16 protein-coding genes are annotated in these 14,601 nt (G+C 69.1%); 4 read left to right on the top strand and 12 right to left on the bottom strand.

All coding sequences use genetic code 11. From position 1 onward, the window contains the following. The first annotated feature begins 142 nt into the window (after positions 1 to 142). Positions 143 to 2,248: an NAD(P)-binding protein gene (locus AR540_RS01700; RefSeq protein ID WP_059226131.1), complete on the top strand. Its 2,106-nt coding sequence runs from the start codon at positions 143 to 145 to the stop codon at positions 2,246 to 2,248. Here AR540_RS01700 and AR540_RS01695 read toward each other — a convergent pair. From AR540_RS01695 to ccmA, 10 genes are read right to left on the bottom strand one after another with little or no spacing between them, the layout of a single operon-like run. Continuing rightward, on the bottom strand, positions 2,177 to 3,088 hold the full coding sequence (locus tag AR540_RS01695) for a hypothetical protein (protein ID WP_153014150.1): 912 nt from the start codon (positions 3,086 to 3,088) through the stop codon (positions 2,177 to 2,179). The two genes, AR540_RS01700 and AR540_RS01695, sit on opposite strands and share 72 nt — an antisense overlap. Positions 3,089 to 3,123: 35 nt before the next feature. Further along, positions 3,124 to 4,311: a c-type cytochrome biogenesis protein CcmI gene (gene ccmI / locus AR540_RS01690; RefSeq protein ID WP_059226130.1), complete on the bottom strand. Its 1,188-nt coding sequence runs from the start codon at positions 4,309 to 4,311 to the stop codon at positions 3,124 to 3,126. Further along, complete coding sequence (locus tag AR540_RS01685; protein WP_059226129.1) at positions 4,308 to 4,760, bottom strand: cytochrome c-type biogenesis protein; 453 nt, start codon at positions 4,758 to 4,760, stop codon at positions 4,308 to 4,310. Before AR540_RS01685 ends, ccmI begins: the two co-directional genes overlap by 4 nt. Further along, complete coding sequence (locus AR540_RS01680) at positions 4,757 to 5,290, bottom strand: DsbE family thiol:disulfide interchange protein (RefSeq protein ID WP_059226128.1); 534 nt, start codon at positions 5,288 to 5,290, stop codon at positions 4,757 to 4,759. Before AR540_RS01680 ends, AR540_RS01685 begins: the two co-directional genes overlap by 4 nt. Further along, complete coding sequence (locus tag AR540_RS01675) at positions 5,290 to 7,251, bottom strand: heme lyase CcmF/NrfE family subunit (RefSeq protein ID WP_059226127.1); 1,962 nt, start codon at positions 7,249 to 7,251, stop codon at positions 5,290 to 5,292. Before AR540_RS01675 ends, AR540_RS01680 begins: the two co-directional genes overlap by 1 nt. Then, on the bottom strand, positions 7,248 to 7,703 hold the full coding sequence (ccmE, locus tag AR540_RS01670; protein WP_059226126.1) for a cytochrome c maturation protein CcmE: 456 nt from the start codon (positions 7,701 to 7,703) through the stop codon (positions 7,248 to 7,250). The genes AR540_RS01675 and ccmE overlap by 4 nt, the downstream gene beginning before the upstream one ends. Next, on the bottom strand, positions 7,700 to 7,876 hold the full coding sequence (ccmD, locus tag AR540_RS24365) for a heme exporter protein CcmD (protein ID WP_065242498.1): 177 nt from the start codon (positions 7,874 to 7,876) through the stop codon (positions 7,700 to 7,702). Before ccmD ends, ccmE begins: the two co-directional genes overlap by 4 nt. Then, the gene (locus AR540_RS01665; protein WP_059226125.1) at positions 7,873 to 8,619 is read right to left on the bottom strand and encodes a heme ABC transporter permease; all 747 of its coding nucleotides are present in this window, start codon (positions 8,617 to 8,619) and stop codon (positions 7,873 to 7,875) included. The genes ccmD and AR540_RS01665 overlap by 4 nt, the downstream gene beginning before the upstream one ends. Positions 8,620 to 8,629: 10 nt before the next feature. Continuing rightward, positions 8,630 to 9,301: a heme exporter protein CcmB gene (gene ccmB / locus AR540_RS01660; RefSeq protein ID WP_059226124.1), complete on the bottom strand. Its 672-nt coding sequence runs from the start codon at positions 9,299 to 9,301 to the stop codon at positions 8,630 to 8,632. After that, complete coding sequence (gene ccmA / locus AR540_RS01655) at positions 9,298 to 9,903, bottom strand: cytochrome c biogenesis heme-transporting ATPase CcmA (RefSeq protein ID WP_059226123.1); 606 nt, start codon at positions 9,901 to 9,903, stop codon at positions 9,298 to 9,300. The genes ccmB and ccmA overlap by 4 nt, the downstream gene beginning before the upstream one ends. 120 nt (positions 9,904 to 10,023) lie before the next feature. Between ccmA and fliK the strand changes: the two genes are divergently transcribed. Together fliK and AR540_RS01645 are read left to right on the top strand one after the other, a co-directional pair. Further along, positions 10,024 to 11,601, top strand: coding sequence for a flagellar hook-length control protein FliK (fliK, locus tag AR540_RS01650; RefSeq protein ID WP_059226122.1), 1,578 nt, complete (start codon positions 10,024 to 10,026; stop codon positions 11,599 to 11,601). After that, a complete protein-coding gene (locus AR540_RS01645) occupies positions 11,598 to 11,912 on the top strand; it encodes an EscU/YscU/HrcU family type III secretion system export apparatus switch protein (RefSeq protein ID WP_059226121.1) in 315 nt (104 codons plus the stop codon). Before fliK ends, AR540_RS01645 begins: the two co-directional genes overlap by 4 nt. Positions 11,913 to 11,981: 69 nt before the next feature. Here AR540_RS01645 and AR540_RS01640 read toward each other — a convergent pair whose 3' ends face one another. Further along, positions 11,982 to 12,872: a VOC family protein gene (locus AR540_RS01640; protein ID WP_059227890.1), complete on the bottom strand. Its 891-nt coding sequence runs from the start codon at positions 12,870 to 12,872 to the stop codon at positions 11,982 to 11,984. Next, complete coding sequence (locus tag AR540_RS01635) at positions 12,869 to 13,627, bottom strand: serine O-acetyltransferase (protein ID WP_059226120.1); 759 nt, start codon at positions 13,625 to 13,627, stop codon at positions 12,869 to 12,871. The genes AR540_RS01640 and AR540_RS01635 overlap by 4 nt, the downstream gene beginning before the upstream one ends. A gap of 161 nt (positions 13,628 to 13,788) precedes the next feature. Here AR540_RS01635 and pdeM point away from each other — a divergent pair, with 161 nt between their 5' ends. Beyond that, positions 13,789 to 14,463 (top strand): ligase-associated DNA damage response endonuclease PdeM, encoded by a 675-nt coding sequence (pdeM, locus tag AR540_RS01630; protein WP_059226119.1) that lies wholly within the window; start codon positions 13,789 to 13,791, stop codon positions 14,461 to 14,463. Positions 14,464 to 14,601 lie beyond the last annotated feature (138 nt).

The following is a 14,601-nucleotide window of genomic DNA, read 5'->3' as shown; positions in this document are numbered from 1 at the left end:
GACGTCGTCGCGTCGCTACGCAAGTACTTTTCAGCCGGACCCTAAAGTCTCGAGGGAACTTTTCGATACAGTGATATTACCTTAGCCATCACCAGGCATTCGTCCACTCGCGCAAGAAATTGCACACTTCGGAGCAAACGGCATGGAAGCGTTACCCTCTTTTCGCAAGATCGTCATCCTGGGCGGTGGTGTATCCGCCATCACGGCCGCCTTTCGTCTCACTAGTGAGCCCAACTGGCAGGATCGCTACCAGATCACCCTCTATCAGCAGGGCTGGCGCCTGGGGGGCAAGGGTGCCAGTGGCCGCAACGCCGCGGACCACCAGCGCATCGAAGAACACGGCATCCATGTCTGGTTCGGCTTCTACTACAACGCCTTCCACAGCCTGCGGCAGTGCTACGAGGAACTCGGACGCCCGGCGGGGTCGCCCCTGGCCACCCTCGACGAAGCCTTCTTCGCCCATTCCCATACCGCCTTCGCCGACGACTTCCAGAACACCTGGACCACCTGGCCCATCGATACCCTCGCGCTGCCGGGCAAGCCCGGTGAGGGCTGGAATCCCAAGCCCTTCATGACCGCCCTGGGCGACCTGCTGGAGTGGCTGCTGCGGCTGGGCGAAGTGGATGACACCCCCGCAGCCGCCGCACCGACCGGGCTGTTCGCCCGGCTGCGCGCGCATTGCCGCGAAGAGCTGCAGGAGCTGGCCCTGGGCGAGGCGGAGCGCCACCTGCACGAGGCGCGCAAGGCACTGCCCGCCGGCGTCGATCATCCGCTGCTGCTATGGCTGCTGCGCGAAGCCCGTAGCCTCCTGGGCAAAGTGCTGCAGGAACGCGGCGAGACCAGCCTGGTCGCCCATCGGCTCTGGTTGCTGCTGGACTTCGGCCTCACGGTACTCATCGGCATGCTCGCCGATGAGGTCTACGCCAAGGGCTTCGAGGTCCTCAACGACGAGACCTTCCTGGCCTGGCTGCAGCGCCATGGGGCCAGCGCCGCCACCCTGGACGGCGCCGTGGTCAAGTCGCTGCACGGCGGCATCTTCGCCTATCGCGACGGCGACCTCGAGCAACCCAACGTCGAGGCCGGTACCGTGCTGCGCGCCGCCCTGCTGGCGCTCACCACCTCCAAGGGTTCCTTCATCTGGCGCATGCAGGCCGGCATGGGCGACGTGGTCTTCGCGCCCTACTACGAGGTGCTGGCCAAGCGCGGAGTGAATTTCCAGTTCTTCCACCAGGTGACCGGTATCGAGGCCGCCAACGATGGCCAGGGGCCGCGGGTGACCCGGCTGCAGATCCAGCGCCAGGTGCCGCTCAAGCAGGAGCCCTACCAGCCGCTGGTGGACGTCAAGGGCCTGCCCTGCTGGCCCTCCGAGCCGCTCTACGGGCAGATCCGCGACGACATCGCCAAGGAGCTGCAGGAGCAGCACATCAACCTGGAATCCAACTGGAGTGGCTGGCCGGGCGTCGAACAGCTGGAACTGGTGGTCGATCACGACTTCCATGAGGTGGTGGTCGGCATCTCCGTCGCCGGCCTAGCCGCGCTTTCCCCGAGCCTATGCGCGCTGGACCCGGCCTTCGCCAAGATGACCCGGGAAGTGGCCACCGTGGCGACCCAGGCGGTCCAGCTGTGGCAGGACAGAGACGTCTGGCAACTGGGCTGGACCGGCTCGCCCAAGGGTGGCCAGGCCCCGGAGCTGCTCGGCTTTGCCGCCCAGGCGATGGACTCCTGGGCCGACGTCAGTTACCTGGTGGACCGCGAGGACTGGTCGAGCGGCACCCCGCCCCAGGACATCAGCTACTTCTGCGGGGTCTTCGCCGCCGATCCCGCCCCGCCCATCGGCGAGAAAAACGACTATCCGCAGCGCCAGGCACGCCAGGTAAAAGTAGCCTTCATCGACTTCATGAAGACCAGCCTACTCGATTACTGGCCGGCTGCCGGCACCAACCAGGACTACCACTGGGAATACCTGTTGGCCCCCGCCGACGTCAGCGGCGTGGCGCGCTTCGACTACCAGTACTGGCGCGCCAACGTCGATCCCAGCGAGAGATACGTGCAGAGCGTGGCCGGTAGCAGTCGCTACCGCCTGGCCACCGACGGCAGCGTCTGCCGCAACCTCTACCTGACCGGCGACTGGATCGACAACGGCTTCAACATGGGCTGCGTGGAGTCGGCGACCCTGTCAGGCCTGCAGACCGCTCGCGCCATCCTCGGCCACAGTGAGGTGCTGCCCGGCGAGGACGCCTTCCAGTGACGCCACCGCCTGGGCCGCCGCGAGGGCTTCGCGGTGGTCCGTGGCGGGTGGGTAGGCGGGCTTGTTGCCGTTCAGATAATTCAGCAGCTCAGGCGCCTGGTTCCACCCGGCCGCCTCCTGGTACAGCTCGCGCAGATAATGACGAATCAAGCCATCCATCAGCCGCACGGCCGTTTCCTCGAGGCCCATGCCCTTACCTTCGATGACGGCACGATCCGCCTCGGTGAGCGGATAGTGCGGCGGATAGAAGTCCGCCAGATGCACCAGCAGCGTCACCGAAAATCCGCGCGGGTCGGCCAGCCAGGCGCCAATTTCACCGAAGACCGTCGCATCCTCCACCAGCGCTTGAGCGAACATCAGCCGGTAGAGGGTGATGTTGAGGAATTCCTGGCCGACCTCGTTTTCCAGGCGGGCGTCGTCCTCATAGAGGTGGAAACCGTCGAGGATGGAGGAATTGTGGGCTCGATACCAATGGCGCGGCGTGGGCTCGGCGATGAAATCCAGCCAGCAGCGCGTGGGAAAGGGCGCCTGGTCACTGGGAATATCATGCTGTGCCAGGCAGCCGGCCAGCTCGGACAGATAGATGAAGTTCAGGTTGACGTTGCGCCACCAGTGACTGCCGGTTTCCGGATCCAGGACCCCGGCACGGATTTCCCAATCGAGAAAGGCCAGCTCCGAATCGCCGTAGCTCAGGCCGTCGTTGTCGGCATCGCCGAATTGCTCGTAGAAGGACTCGCGAACCGCCCGCCGCGCTTGCGGATTGTCGCGAATGGCGTCGCAAACGGCCTGGGTCGCGACAACGGCTTCTTCGTAGGTCTTCACTTCCGGGTAGGTATTCATGGCATCCCTGTCCTGATTGGTTTTTTGCTAGCGCATCATGGCGCCGTGGCATCCGCCGCTTCCACGCGCACTCGACCGACTGTGGCGGTCGGTAGCTCCAGCGGCGCTCCCTCGTGGCGCCAGTCGCCCCTGAGCGGATCGCCGCCACGGGCGATCACTACCACCGGACGCACCCGGCGCTGCTCCGACAGCCGTCGTTGGGGCAGCATGGCATCGCTGTCGTCGAGCCTTACCCGCAGCGGCAGATCAGCCACTCGCAGCCGGCGGACCGCCAGCGGCGGACCGGGCTGGTCGGCGGCCAGCGCCAACACGAAGACACTGTCGTCGGGCCGCACCCGCCGCGCCACCTCCGGTGCCAGACTGACCTCCACGGCGAATCCGGAGGGAGTCACACCCTGCCCCGCCGCCTGCGCCGCCCGTTCGGCCCGGGCGATGCCATCGGCCAGGGCCTGGCGCAGCGGGTCCGCCGGATCGAGGCGGGCGCTCAACCGACGCCAGCGGGCGGCCGCCTGGGCATAGTCGCCGCGCTCGTAGGCGGCGATGCCCAGCAGCCCCAGGGTGGTGGGTTCGGCCGGATTGGCCTGCAGCGCCTCATCGGCCAACGCCTGGGCCTGAGCATCGAGCTTACGGCCGGCGGCGAAGAAGCGGGCCTGGGCCAGTTGGCCCAGGACTTCCGGGCGCCGTCCATCGCGGCGCACCACCTGCTCGAAGGCGCTCACCGCCGCATCGTAGCGCCCCTGACCGGCATAGGCCCGGGCGAGCAGATACCAGTTGTCGACGGCCTGGGGTTGCCGGTGCGTGGCCTCTTCCAGATTGGCCAGCAGCGCCTGGGGTGACGGGGGTGGCGCGGCGAGTCGCTGGCTGAGTTGCAGTGCTGGCAGGGCGCCGAGCCACAGATAGAGCCCCAGGGCCAGGCTAGGTACCACGAGGGCAGCGGCGATGGCGAGCCGCCGACCCTGGCGGGAAGCGGGCTGCTCATCGATCGGACTGTCGGCCAGCAGGCTCCGCGCCGCCTCCGCCTCGGCGCCGGCCAGGGCCTGGGCATCCAGCTCGCCCTGGCCGGCGCGTAGCCGTGCCTCCGCCAGGCGTTCCCGGTAGCGCGCGCGATTGATCGCCGCGCGCTGATCTTCCGCCGTCCGCCCACCGCGCAGCAGCGGCACCAGCAGGATCAGCGCCGCCAGGATCGCCAGCAGCCCGGCCAGGCCCCAGAAGGTCAGGGTCATGGCTCCTCCTCCGCCTGCAGCGCGGCCAGCCGTTCGCGCTCGGCGGCGCTGAGCGCCGGTTCGATGCGACGCCGGCGGGTCAGCACCAGCAGCACCCCGGCACCACCCAGCAAGCCCAGAGCCGGCAGGGTCCAGAGCAGCAGCGTGCGCCCCTCGAAAGGCGGGCGATAGCGGATGAACTCGCCATAGCGCTGTTCCAGGTAGGCGATGATCTGCTCATCGCTCTGCCCAGCCGCCATCAGCCGCTGGATCTCCCGGCGCAGGTCGCCGGCAATGGGCGCGTTGGAATCCGCCAGGTCCTGGTTCTGGCACTTGGGGCAGCGCAGTTCGCGGGTCAGGGCCTGGAAACGCAGCCGTTCGGCCTCGTCGCGAAAGCCATAGGTGTCGATGGCAGCGCTGGCCAGAGCCGACCACGCGAGCAATAGGATCGCCAGCAGCCAAGGTCTCATGGCGCGCGCGCCAGGGCGCGATAGCGCGGTCCGAGTTCCTCGTCCCAGACGCGCTGATCGACCACCCCGACGTGGCGATAGCGCACCACGCCCTGGGCGTCGATCAGAAAGGTCTCCGGAGCGCCATAGACCCCCAGGTCGAGTCCCAGCCGACCCTCGTCGTCGCGGATATCGAGCTGATAGGGATCGTGGAATTCCGCCAGCCAGCGGCGGGCGCTGGCGTTGTCGTCCTTGTAGTTGATGCCGTGGATCACCACGCCCTGGGCCTTGAGTCGATTCAGTACGGGATGCTCCTCGCGACAGGCCACGCACCAGGTACCCCAGACATTGACCAGCGCCGGGCGACCGAGCAGATCCTGGCGGCTGAACAGGCGCTCGTCCTGCACGCCGGGCAGCGAAAAGACCGGAAACGGCTGCCCCACCAGGGCCGAGGGCAAGACCTGGGGATCACGATAGAGGCCGCGATAGAGAAAACCGGCCAGTACCAGGAAGGCCAGCAGCGGCAGGCATAGCAGCAGGCGGCGACGCATCAGGAAAATTCCTCGGGTGCGGGGATGGACGCCGCCCGGCGGCGCCGATAGCGCGGATCGGCCAGCGCCAGCAACCCGCCCAGGGCGGTGAGCAGGCCACCGAGCCAGATCAGCCGGACGAAGGGCTTGATCTGCAGGCGCACCGCCCAGGCGCCTGCCCCGAGCGGCTCGCCCAGGGCGACGTAGAGATCGCGGGTGAGGCCAGCATCGATGGCGGCTTCGGTCATGACCGCACCACCCGCCAGGTAGCGGCGCTTTTCCGGCGCCAACAGCGCCACCACGCGACCGTCGCGCTCCACCTGCAGCAGGGCACGTTCGGCGCTGAAGTTGGGCCCCTCGTAGTGCTGGGTACCGGCGAAGCCGAAGCGATAGCCGCCAAGTTCGACCTGCTCACCGGGTGCCAGGCGCAGGTCGCGCTGCACGTCCAGCTGACTGGCCAGCACCACGCCCAGGGCGAGAACCGCCAAGCCCAGGTGCGCCACCTGCATGCCCCAGTAGCTACGCGGCTGGCTACGCAGCCCGCGGCGCCAACCCAGCGCCCCGACCTTGCCCAGCACATCGCGCAGGCCAGTCAGCACCACCCAGGCCGCCAGCGCCAATACCGCCAGGATCGCCGCCTTGGGCTGCGCCAGCCAGAAGGCCGCCAGTCCCGCCAGCACCGCGCAAGCGAGCAGGATGGGTGCCAGCAACCGGGCCAGCCAACGAGTCGGACTCTGCTTCCAGCGCACCAGCACGCCCACGCCCAGGGCCAGCATCAGCAGCGCCATCAAGGGGACGAACAGCAGATCGAAGTACGGCGGACCGACCGACAGCTTGGCGCCGGTGAGAGCGTCGATGATCAGCGGATAGAGGGTGCCGAGCAGGACCGTGGCCGCGGCCGTCACCAGGATCAGGTTGTTGATCAGCAGCAGCGCTTCCCGCGACGCCAGGCCGAAGGTCGCCGCTCCGCTGAGGGCCGGCGCACGCCAGGCGAAGAGCGTCAGGGAGCCGCCCACCACCAACAGCAGGAAGGCCAGGATGAACACCCCGCGGGTCGGATCGCTGGCGAAGGCATGCACCGAGGTCAGCACCCCCGAGCGCACCAGGAAGGTTCCCAGCAGGCTCAGCGAAAAGGCGGCGATGGCCAGCAGCACCGTCCAGCCCTTGAACAGGCCGCGCTTCTCGGTCACCGCCAGGGAATGCAGGAGCGCCGTGCCCACCAGCCAGGGCATGAAGGAGGCATTCTCCACCGGGTCCCAGAACCACCAGCCACCCCAGCCCAGCTCGTAGTAGGCCCACCAGGAGCCCAGCACGATGCCGCAGCCGAGAAAGGCCCAGGCCAGCAGTGTCCAGGGTCGTGCCCAACGTGCCCAGGCCGCGTCCAGGCGCCCTTCCAGCAAGGCCGCTAGGGCGAAGGCGAAGGCCACCGAAAAGCCGACGTAGCCCATGTAGAGCATGGGCGGATGCAGGATGAGCCCGGGGTCCTGGAGCAGCGGATTGAGGTCGTTGCCGTCGCGCGGAAATTGCGGCAGCAGGCGCGCGAAGGGATCGGAGGTGGCGACCAGGAAGGCCAGGAAACCCAGGGCCACCAGCCCGAGGATGCCCAGCACCCGCGCCAGCAGGGCCTGGGGCAACTGCCGCGAACAGACCGCCACCGCCAGGCTCCAGGCCGACAGCGTCAACGCCCAGAGCAGCAGCGAACCCTCGTGGGCGCCCCAGGTGGCGCTGATCTTGTAGTACCAGGGCAGCCGACTGTTGGAGTTGGCTGCCACGTAGGCCACCGAGAAGTCATCCTGCAGGAAGGCCCAGACCAGGGCAGCGAAGGCCAGCGCCAGGAACAGGCACTGGCCGAAGGCGGCCGGGCGCGCCAGCCGCATCCAATCGGCCTGGCCGCGCCAGGCGCCCAGCAATGGCAGGGTGCCCTGCACCAGGGCCATGGCCAGCGCCAGCAGCAGACAGAGTTGCCCGAGTTCCGGGATCATGGCGCCGGCCTCGCGCCATCCAGCGGCCGTCCGGCCTGGCGCAGCGCCTGGCTCACCTCCGGCGGCATGTATTTCTCGTCATGCTTGGCGAGGATCTGGTCGGCCACCAGGCGGCCCTGGTCGTCGAGTCGGCCCAGGGCCACCACGCCCTGTCCTTCGCGGAACAGATCCGGCAGGATGCCGGCATAGTTCACCCGCACCTCCTGTTGAAAGTCGGTGATGACGAAAGTCACCGCCAGGGAATCCACGGCGCGCACCAGGGTCCCCTTCTCCACCATGCCGCCGGCGCGGATGCGGGTGTCCCGCGGCGCCTCGCCCCGGGCGATCTGGCTTGGGGTGTAGAAGAGGTTGATGTTCTGCTGCAGGGCGCTGAGGGCCAGCGCCGCCGCGCCGCCCACACCGAGCAGCAGCACCAGCACCCACAGCAGCCGACGACGGCGGACGGCATTCATGGCTGGCGCTCCCGCCGCCAGCGCTGGCGCAGGTCGCGTTCCAGCCGCCGGCGCGCCTGCCAGCCGTGCAGCAGCAGGCCCAGGAGGATCGCCAGGGTCAGGCCGAAGGCCGGCCAGACATAGAGGCCGTGACGACCCATGCTCAGGGCCTGCGCCCAGTCCAGCCCACTCATGCCCCGCCCTCGCCCAGTTCCGCCCGCACCCAGCGGCTCCGCCATTCGCGGCGCAACAGCTCCAGGCGCATCCGCTGCAACAGCAACCCGGCGAACAGCAGATAGAAGCCCAGCACCATCACCAGCAGCGGTAGCCACATGGCCGGCGGCATCGGCGGACGCTCCACCAGGCTGAAGGTGGCCGGCTGGTGCAGGGTGCTCCACCATTCCACCGAATACTTGATGATCGGCAGGTTCACCGACCCCACCAGCGCCAGGAGGGCGCAGGCCCGGGCGGCGCTCTCCCGTGAACCGCTGGCCTGCCCCAGGGCGATGATGCCCAGGTAGAGGAACAGCAGCACCAGCATCGAGGTGAGTCGGGCATCCCAGATCCACCAGGTACCCCAGGTAGGGATGCCCCACAGCGAGCCGGTCGCCAGGGCGATCACCGTCATCCAGGCGCCGAGGGGCGCAGCGGCACGCAGGGCGACGTCGGCCAGCTTGAGACGCCAGACCAGGCCGACGGCCCCGGCGATGGCTAGCAACAGGTAACAGGACTGCGCCAGGAAGGCTGCTGGTACGTGCACATAGAGAATGCGGAAGCTGTCGCCCTGCTGGTAGTCCGGTGGCGCGATAAACAGCCCCCAGACCAGGCCGACGGCCAGCAGCGGCCCGGCCAGGGCCAGGCACGGCCCCTGCATCCGACCGGCCAGGCGATAGAAGATGGCGGGCGAGCCCAGGCGGTGCAGCCAGGTCCAGTTCATGGGTTCCTCGTCATTGGGCGGCGCCGATGCGCAGGCCGGCGGCCACCGCCAGGGGCGCCAGGGTCAGGGCCAGCAGGGTGAGACAGCCCAGCCACAGCAGGTAGCCGGTGACCGGCAGGCCGTTGCGTGCGGCGTCCAGGCTGAGCGTGCCCAGGATCAGCACCGGAATCTGCAGCGGCAGATTGAGCAGCGCCAGCAGCAGGCCGCCGCGCGCCAGGCCCACGGTGAGGGCCGCGCCGATGGCGCCGATCAGGGTCAGGGCCAGGCTGCCCAGGGTCAGGGCCGCCAGCATCGCCGGCAAGGCCGCGGCAGGCAGGCCCAGCATCAGCGCCAGCAGCGGGGTCAGGGCCACCAGGGCGAGGCCGCTGAAACACCAGTGCACCAGCAGCTTGAGCAGCACCAGCAGCGCCAGGGGCTGGGGCGCCAGCAGCCAGAGCTCCAGGGAGCCGTCCTGCCAGTCGCTACGAAACAGCCCTTCCTGGCCGAGCAGCAAGGCCAGCAGCAGGGCGATCCACAGCAGGCCCGGCGCCAGCAGCGCCAGTTGCCGACCGTCCGGTCCCAAGGCCAGGGGAAACAGGGTGACGATGAGGGCGTGAAAGGCCAGCGGAATGAGCCATTGCGCCGGCCGACGACAGGCCAGGCGCCACTCCCGCTGGAGGACCGCCAGGCAGGCCGCGATCATCGGCCACCCTCCAGCAGCAGGCGGCGATGACCGGCGATGGGGGGTTGCAGCTCCCGATGACTGGTCAGCACCACGGCGCCACCCCGGGCGCAGTGCTCCGCCAGCCGGTGCTCCAGGGCCGCGCAGGTCGCCGCATCCAGCGCGGTGAAGGGCTCGTCCAGCAGCCACAGCGGCGGCGGCTCGGGCAGATGCAGACGTGCCAGGGTGACCCGCCGCCGTTGCCCGGCGGACAGCTGGGCACAGGGCTCGTCCGCCCAGGCCTCCAGGCCCATGGCTGCCAGGGCGGCGCGGGCAGCCGCGCGCGTGAGCGGCTGCCGCAGACCGGCCAGCGCCAGCAGATTTTCCAGGGCACTGAGGCCATCGGCGATGCCCGGTGCATGGCCCAGCCAGAGCAGGTCGGTCGCCGGTGGGCGCTGGACGTGCCCGCCATCGGCCGGCAACAATCCCGCCAGGATGCGCAACAGGCTGGTCTTGCCGCTGCCGTTGACGCCACCGATCTGCAGCAGCTCGCCGGGCCGCACGCGCAGGTCGAGGCCGTCGAACAACAGGCGATCGCCCCGTTCGCAACGGAGCGCGACGGCGTCGAGCAGGGGCGGATTCACGGCATGAGGTTCCACGGGACTAAAGTCGGTCGGGTAGCGGCCGTTAACCCGGCACACCCCAGAAGGCAAGCCTGCCATTATACATAGGCAGCACAGAGGCGACTTTTTTCGGACCTGTCGATGACTTCCATCTCCGCGATCCCGCCCAGCACCGGCGTCACGCCCACCCTGCCCGTCCGGGCCGCGGCGGCGCAGGCGTCCGATGCCGGCGCGCAGATCCTCCAGGCCCTGCAGTCCCTCGACGATCTCATCCCGCCCGGCACCACGGCCAGCGCCGAGGTGCTGGCCACTCGCCCAGCCGGGCAGAACTTCCAGTTCCTGCTGCAACTGCAGCTCGCCCAGGGCGGCAGTGTGCTGCTCACCACCCAGAGTCCGACCAACAACCTGCCGGTGGGTAGCCAGTTGCTGGTGAGTACCCTGGGCTCCACGCAACTGGCCGTATTGCTGCAAAGCCTGGACGGCGAGGCGCCGCCCCCGCCGCTGCAGCACCTGGACCTGCGCCAGCTGCCGGTGGGTACCACCCTGCAATTGCGGGTACTGAGCAGCCTGCTGCAGCAGACACCTGGCGCGGCGCCCAGCTACGAGGTACTCGCCAAGGCACTCACCTCCAGCCTCGAAGGTCGCCAGCTCAAGCTGGAGTCGCCCCGTCCGGTGCCGGTGGGCAGTCTGCTCACCGTGGTGATCAAGGACAGCCAGGAAGTCGCGGTCATGCCCCTGGCCCAGCGCCTCGACCAGCTCGACATCGACCGCCAGCTGCAGAGCCAGGGTCAGCGCCAGCTGTCGATGAACGGCCTGCTGCAGTGGCTGCAGGACGCCCTCCCCGAGCAGGAATTGCCCCCGGCCGTGGGTGCTGCGCTCAAGGCGCTGCTGGCCAATCTGGAAGACACCGAGACCCTCGCCACCCCCCAGGGCTGGGCCCGCGCCCTGGCTCGTAGTGGACTGCAGCTGGAACAGCAACTGCTGGACCGGACCGGGCCCGACGTCGGCGAAGACTTCAAGGCCAACCTGTTGCGCCTGGTAGACCGCCTGCTGGCCAGCGTGCCGGGCGATCCGCTACGCAACCCCCAGGTGCTGGCCCAGACCGCCCAGCAGAACCTGCCCGATGCCCTGCGCCGCGCCCTGGGTGGCGCGGCTACCACCAGCCGCCAGCCCAGCGACCTGGATTTCCCCCTGGGCGAACGCGATGGCCGCGGCCTGGCCGCTACCAACGCCGAACTCGACGAACTGCTGCAACTGGCCACCGGAGTCATCGCCCGGCTGCAGACCCACCAGCTCGCCAGCCTGGCCCAGACCCAGGTCTTGCCGGATGGCTATTACCTCTCGACCTGGCAAACCGAAATCCCCTGGCGCGATGGCGAGCGCCTCGGCGCGGTGCAGGTGCGCTTCCAGGAAGAACGCCCCCCGCCGGACGCCCGCGGTGAAGCCCGCGACAGCCTGTGGAAGGTGGAATTGGCCTTCGATCTGGCGCCGCTCGGTCCGCTGCAGGTCAAGGCCCAGCTCGCCAGTGGCCGGCTGTCCAGCGAATTCTGGGCGGAAAAGGGCGCTACCGCCGTATTGATCGACACCGAACTGCCCCATCTGCGCGAACGGCTGCTGGCCGCCGGCTTCGTGGTCGGTGACCTCAGCAGTCGCCAGGGCCGCCCGGCCCGCAATCCCCGTACCGCCCTCGAACAACGCTGGATCGACGACACCGCATGAGCACGCCCGCCCCCCGCCAGGCCATCGCCCTCTCCTACGACGGCAGCAGCGCCCCGATCCTCTCGGCCAAGGGCGACGCCGAGCTGGCCGAACTCATCCTGGCCACCGCCCGCGAGCACGAGGTGCCCATCTACGAGAACGCCGACCTGGTGCGCATCCTGGCGCGGCTGGAGCTGGGCGCGGAGATTCCCGAAGCGCTCTATCGCACCCTGGCCGAGATCATCGCCTTCGCCTGGCACCTCAAGGGCAAATGCCCGGCGCACCTGGCCGACCAGCCGGACCTCTCGCCGGGGTGGGAGCGGATGCCCTAGGGCTCCGCGATAAGACGCTTGGGCAGTCGCGGCGGCGGACCGCCACGCCCCGATCGACTTGGGCCAATCTCACCCCTCGGCGAATTCCAGGATCACGTTGCCGCAGTGCTCTGGCGCCACCTGCAGGCAGCCGCCCCGCTCGACACCAGACAGGCCGCCCGCTGCCAGCACCTTGATTACCAGGGCCAGGCTTTCCACCGCCACCCGAATGGCGATGGCATGGGGGCGCTCGGCGCGCGCCTGGGGCAAGCCAACCGCACCGTACTCGGCGGCGGCCTGGTCGGGCGTGAGGGCACGCAAGCGGCCGCAACCGCTGTCGGCCTGGAACACGCCATCGACCTGGCCGACCGCCTCGTCGCCGTAGATCAGCCGCCAGCGGGCGACCAGTCGCTCCGGCTCCGCTGCCACGTAGGTCAGGGCCGCGATGCCCTGGGCGCCGTTGGGATGCTGCTGCCACCCGGGCACCCAGATGAGCTCGGGGCGATGCTGGTGGCAGATGAAGTTGGAGACGTCGGGCAGCTCGTCATCGAGGAACAGTCCGAGGGACACCACCGCCTCGCCAGGGCTGCCATCGGGCAGCCGCATGGCGCGGCGGAAGTCGATGCGGCCCTGGCTGGCGAGACCCCGCGCCACCAGCTCGGCATGGTCGCCATCGCAGTCGGTACTGTGCAACGCCACCAGGGATACGCCCTCCTCCCGCGCCAGGAATTCGCCGAGCCGGCGCCCGAAGCAGAAGCCGTCCACCGCCGCGGTGCCGAACTTGCCGGGATCGGCCACGCCGATCAATTCGATGAAGTTGCTGGGAAACATCATCAGGCTGGTGACAGTGCCCCAGGGATGGTAGCTGATGGGCGACGGCGCGAAGCCCAGGCGCCGATAGTTCGCCAGGGCGGCGGCATGGTCCCGCACGCTGACCAGGGGATGATCGATGCCGAAACGTCGCTGGGCCAGGGCCATCAGACCACCTCCGCGGCTTGCAGGGCGCCCAGGGCGGCGGGGACCGGTCCCAGGTCGCGCGCCGGTACGCCGCCGACGACGCGCCCCGCCGGCACCGGGCGGGTCACCACGGCGCCGGCCGCCACCAGGGCACCGGCACCGACTTCGATATTGCCCAGCACCGTGGCTCCCGCGCAGACCAGGGCGCCACGACGAATCTTGGGATGACGGTCGCCGCTTTCGTTGAGGGTGCTGCCGAGGGTGACGCCATGCCAGAGGCTGACCTCGTCCTCCACCACTGCCGTCTCGCCGATCACCAGGCCCAGGCCGTGGTCGACGAAGAGGCCGCGGCCCAGGCGCGCCGCCGGGTGCAGATCGAGCCCCCAGGCGGTAGCGGTCCAGTTCTGCAGCAACACGGCGGCGTGGCGCTCGTCGGCCTGCCACAGCCGATGGGCCAGGCGCTGCACCTGCACCGCGAGAAAGCCGCGGAACTCGAGGAAGCCGCAAAGCTCGTCCGGACAGGCCGGATTGATGAGCGCCAGTCGCTCCAGATCTGCGGTGGCGGCGGCGAGGATGTCCGCGTCGAGCAACTCGGTGAACCAGTCCTGCAGTTCCACCCCGGCCGCGTGCTGCGCCAGCCCCTGGGCCAGGCGATCGGCCAGGGCGCCGGCGAAGGAGGCATGCCGCAGGATACGGGTATCGAGATAGGCCGCCAGGCGCGGCGTGCGCGCCGCCTGGTCCTGGGCCTGCTGCTGCAGCCGTGGCCAAAGTGCCATCATGGATTCCGCTCCCTGTGCGTTTCAGCCAGTCCAGACGAGTATGGTCTGCCCATCCGTCGTCACCAATAGCCGATCCGGGCGCCTGTGTTGCCCAGAGCGCAACGCTGCTGAACCCTGGAACGCAACGGCCATCAGAGCAGGAAGCGTTTTCTGGAGACGTCATGCCTGCCTACCACTCCCTCGTCCTCGCCGGTATCGAACTCTGGCTGCTCGCCGAAAAGGCCATCTATTGGCCGGCACGGCGCGCGCTGCTGGTGGCGGACATCCATTTCGGCAAGGCCGCGGCCTTTCGCGCCCTGGGCCAGCCCGTGCCGCACGGGACCACGGCCGGCAACGTCGCTCGCCTGGACAGCCTGCTGGAGCGCTACGACTGCCGGGAGATCATCTTTCTCGGGGACTTCCTGCATGCTCCGGAATCCCGTGCCCCCCTTACCCTGGACACGCTGGAACGCTGGCGAGAACGCCAGGCCCGGCTGCGCATGCTGCTGATCCGCGGCAATCACGATCGCCGCGCCGGTGACCCGCCAGCCACCCTGGGCATCGAGGTGGTAGCCGAGCCGCTGGAGCTGGACGGCCTGTCACTGCAGCACGAACCTGATCCACACCCACGCCTGCCGGTGCTGGCCGGCCACATCCATCCTGCCTTCCGCCTGCACGGCCGCGGCCGCCAGGCGCTGCGCCTGCCCTGTTTCTGTCTGGAGAATGATCAGGTCCTGATCCTGCCGGCGTTCGGCGACTTCACCGGCGGGCACCTGCTGGCACCTGATCCGGCGCGGCGGTTCTTCGTGGTGGGGGATGGGGGTATCTGGCCCCTGCGCCAGGGCCAGACACCTTAGAGCCTGTTCATAATCTCGCGAGCTAGAGCCAAACAAGGCGCAACGACCAGCGGGAGTAACAGCCAAGGGCTGGCCCGCAGGGTGAGCGCCAGCGAATCAAATGGCTGAGGAAGCGGATCGGACCCGCGCTCGGGTTTA

Source organism: Pseudomonas sp. EpS/L25 (assembly GCF_001512295.1).
Taxonomy (GTDB): Bacteria; Pseudomonadota; Gammaproteobacteria; order Pseudomonadales; family Pseudomonadaceae; genus Chryseomonas.
Note: the sequence above shows the minus strand (reverse complement) of the source record. Positions and strands in the feature narration are given on the sequence as shown.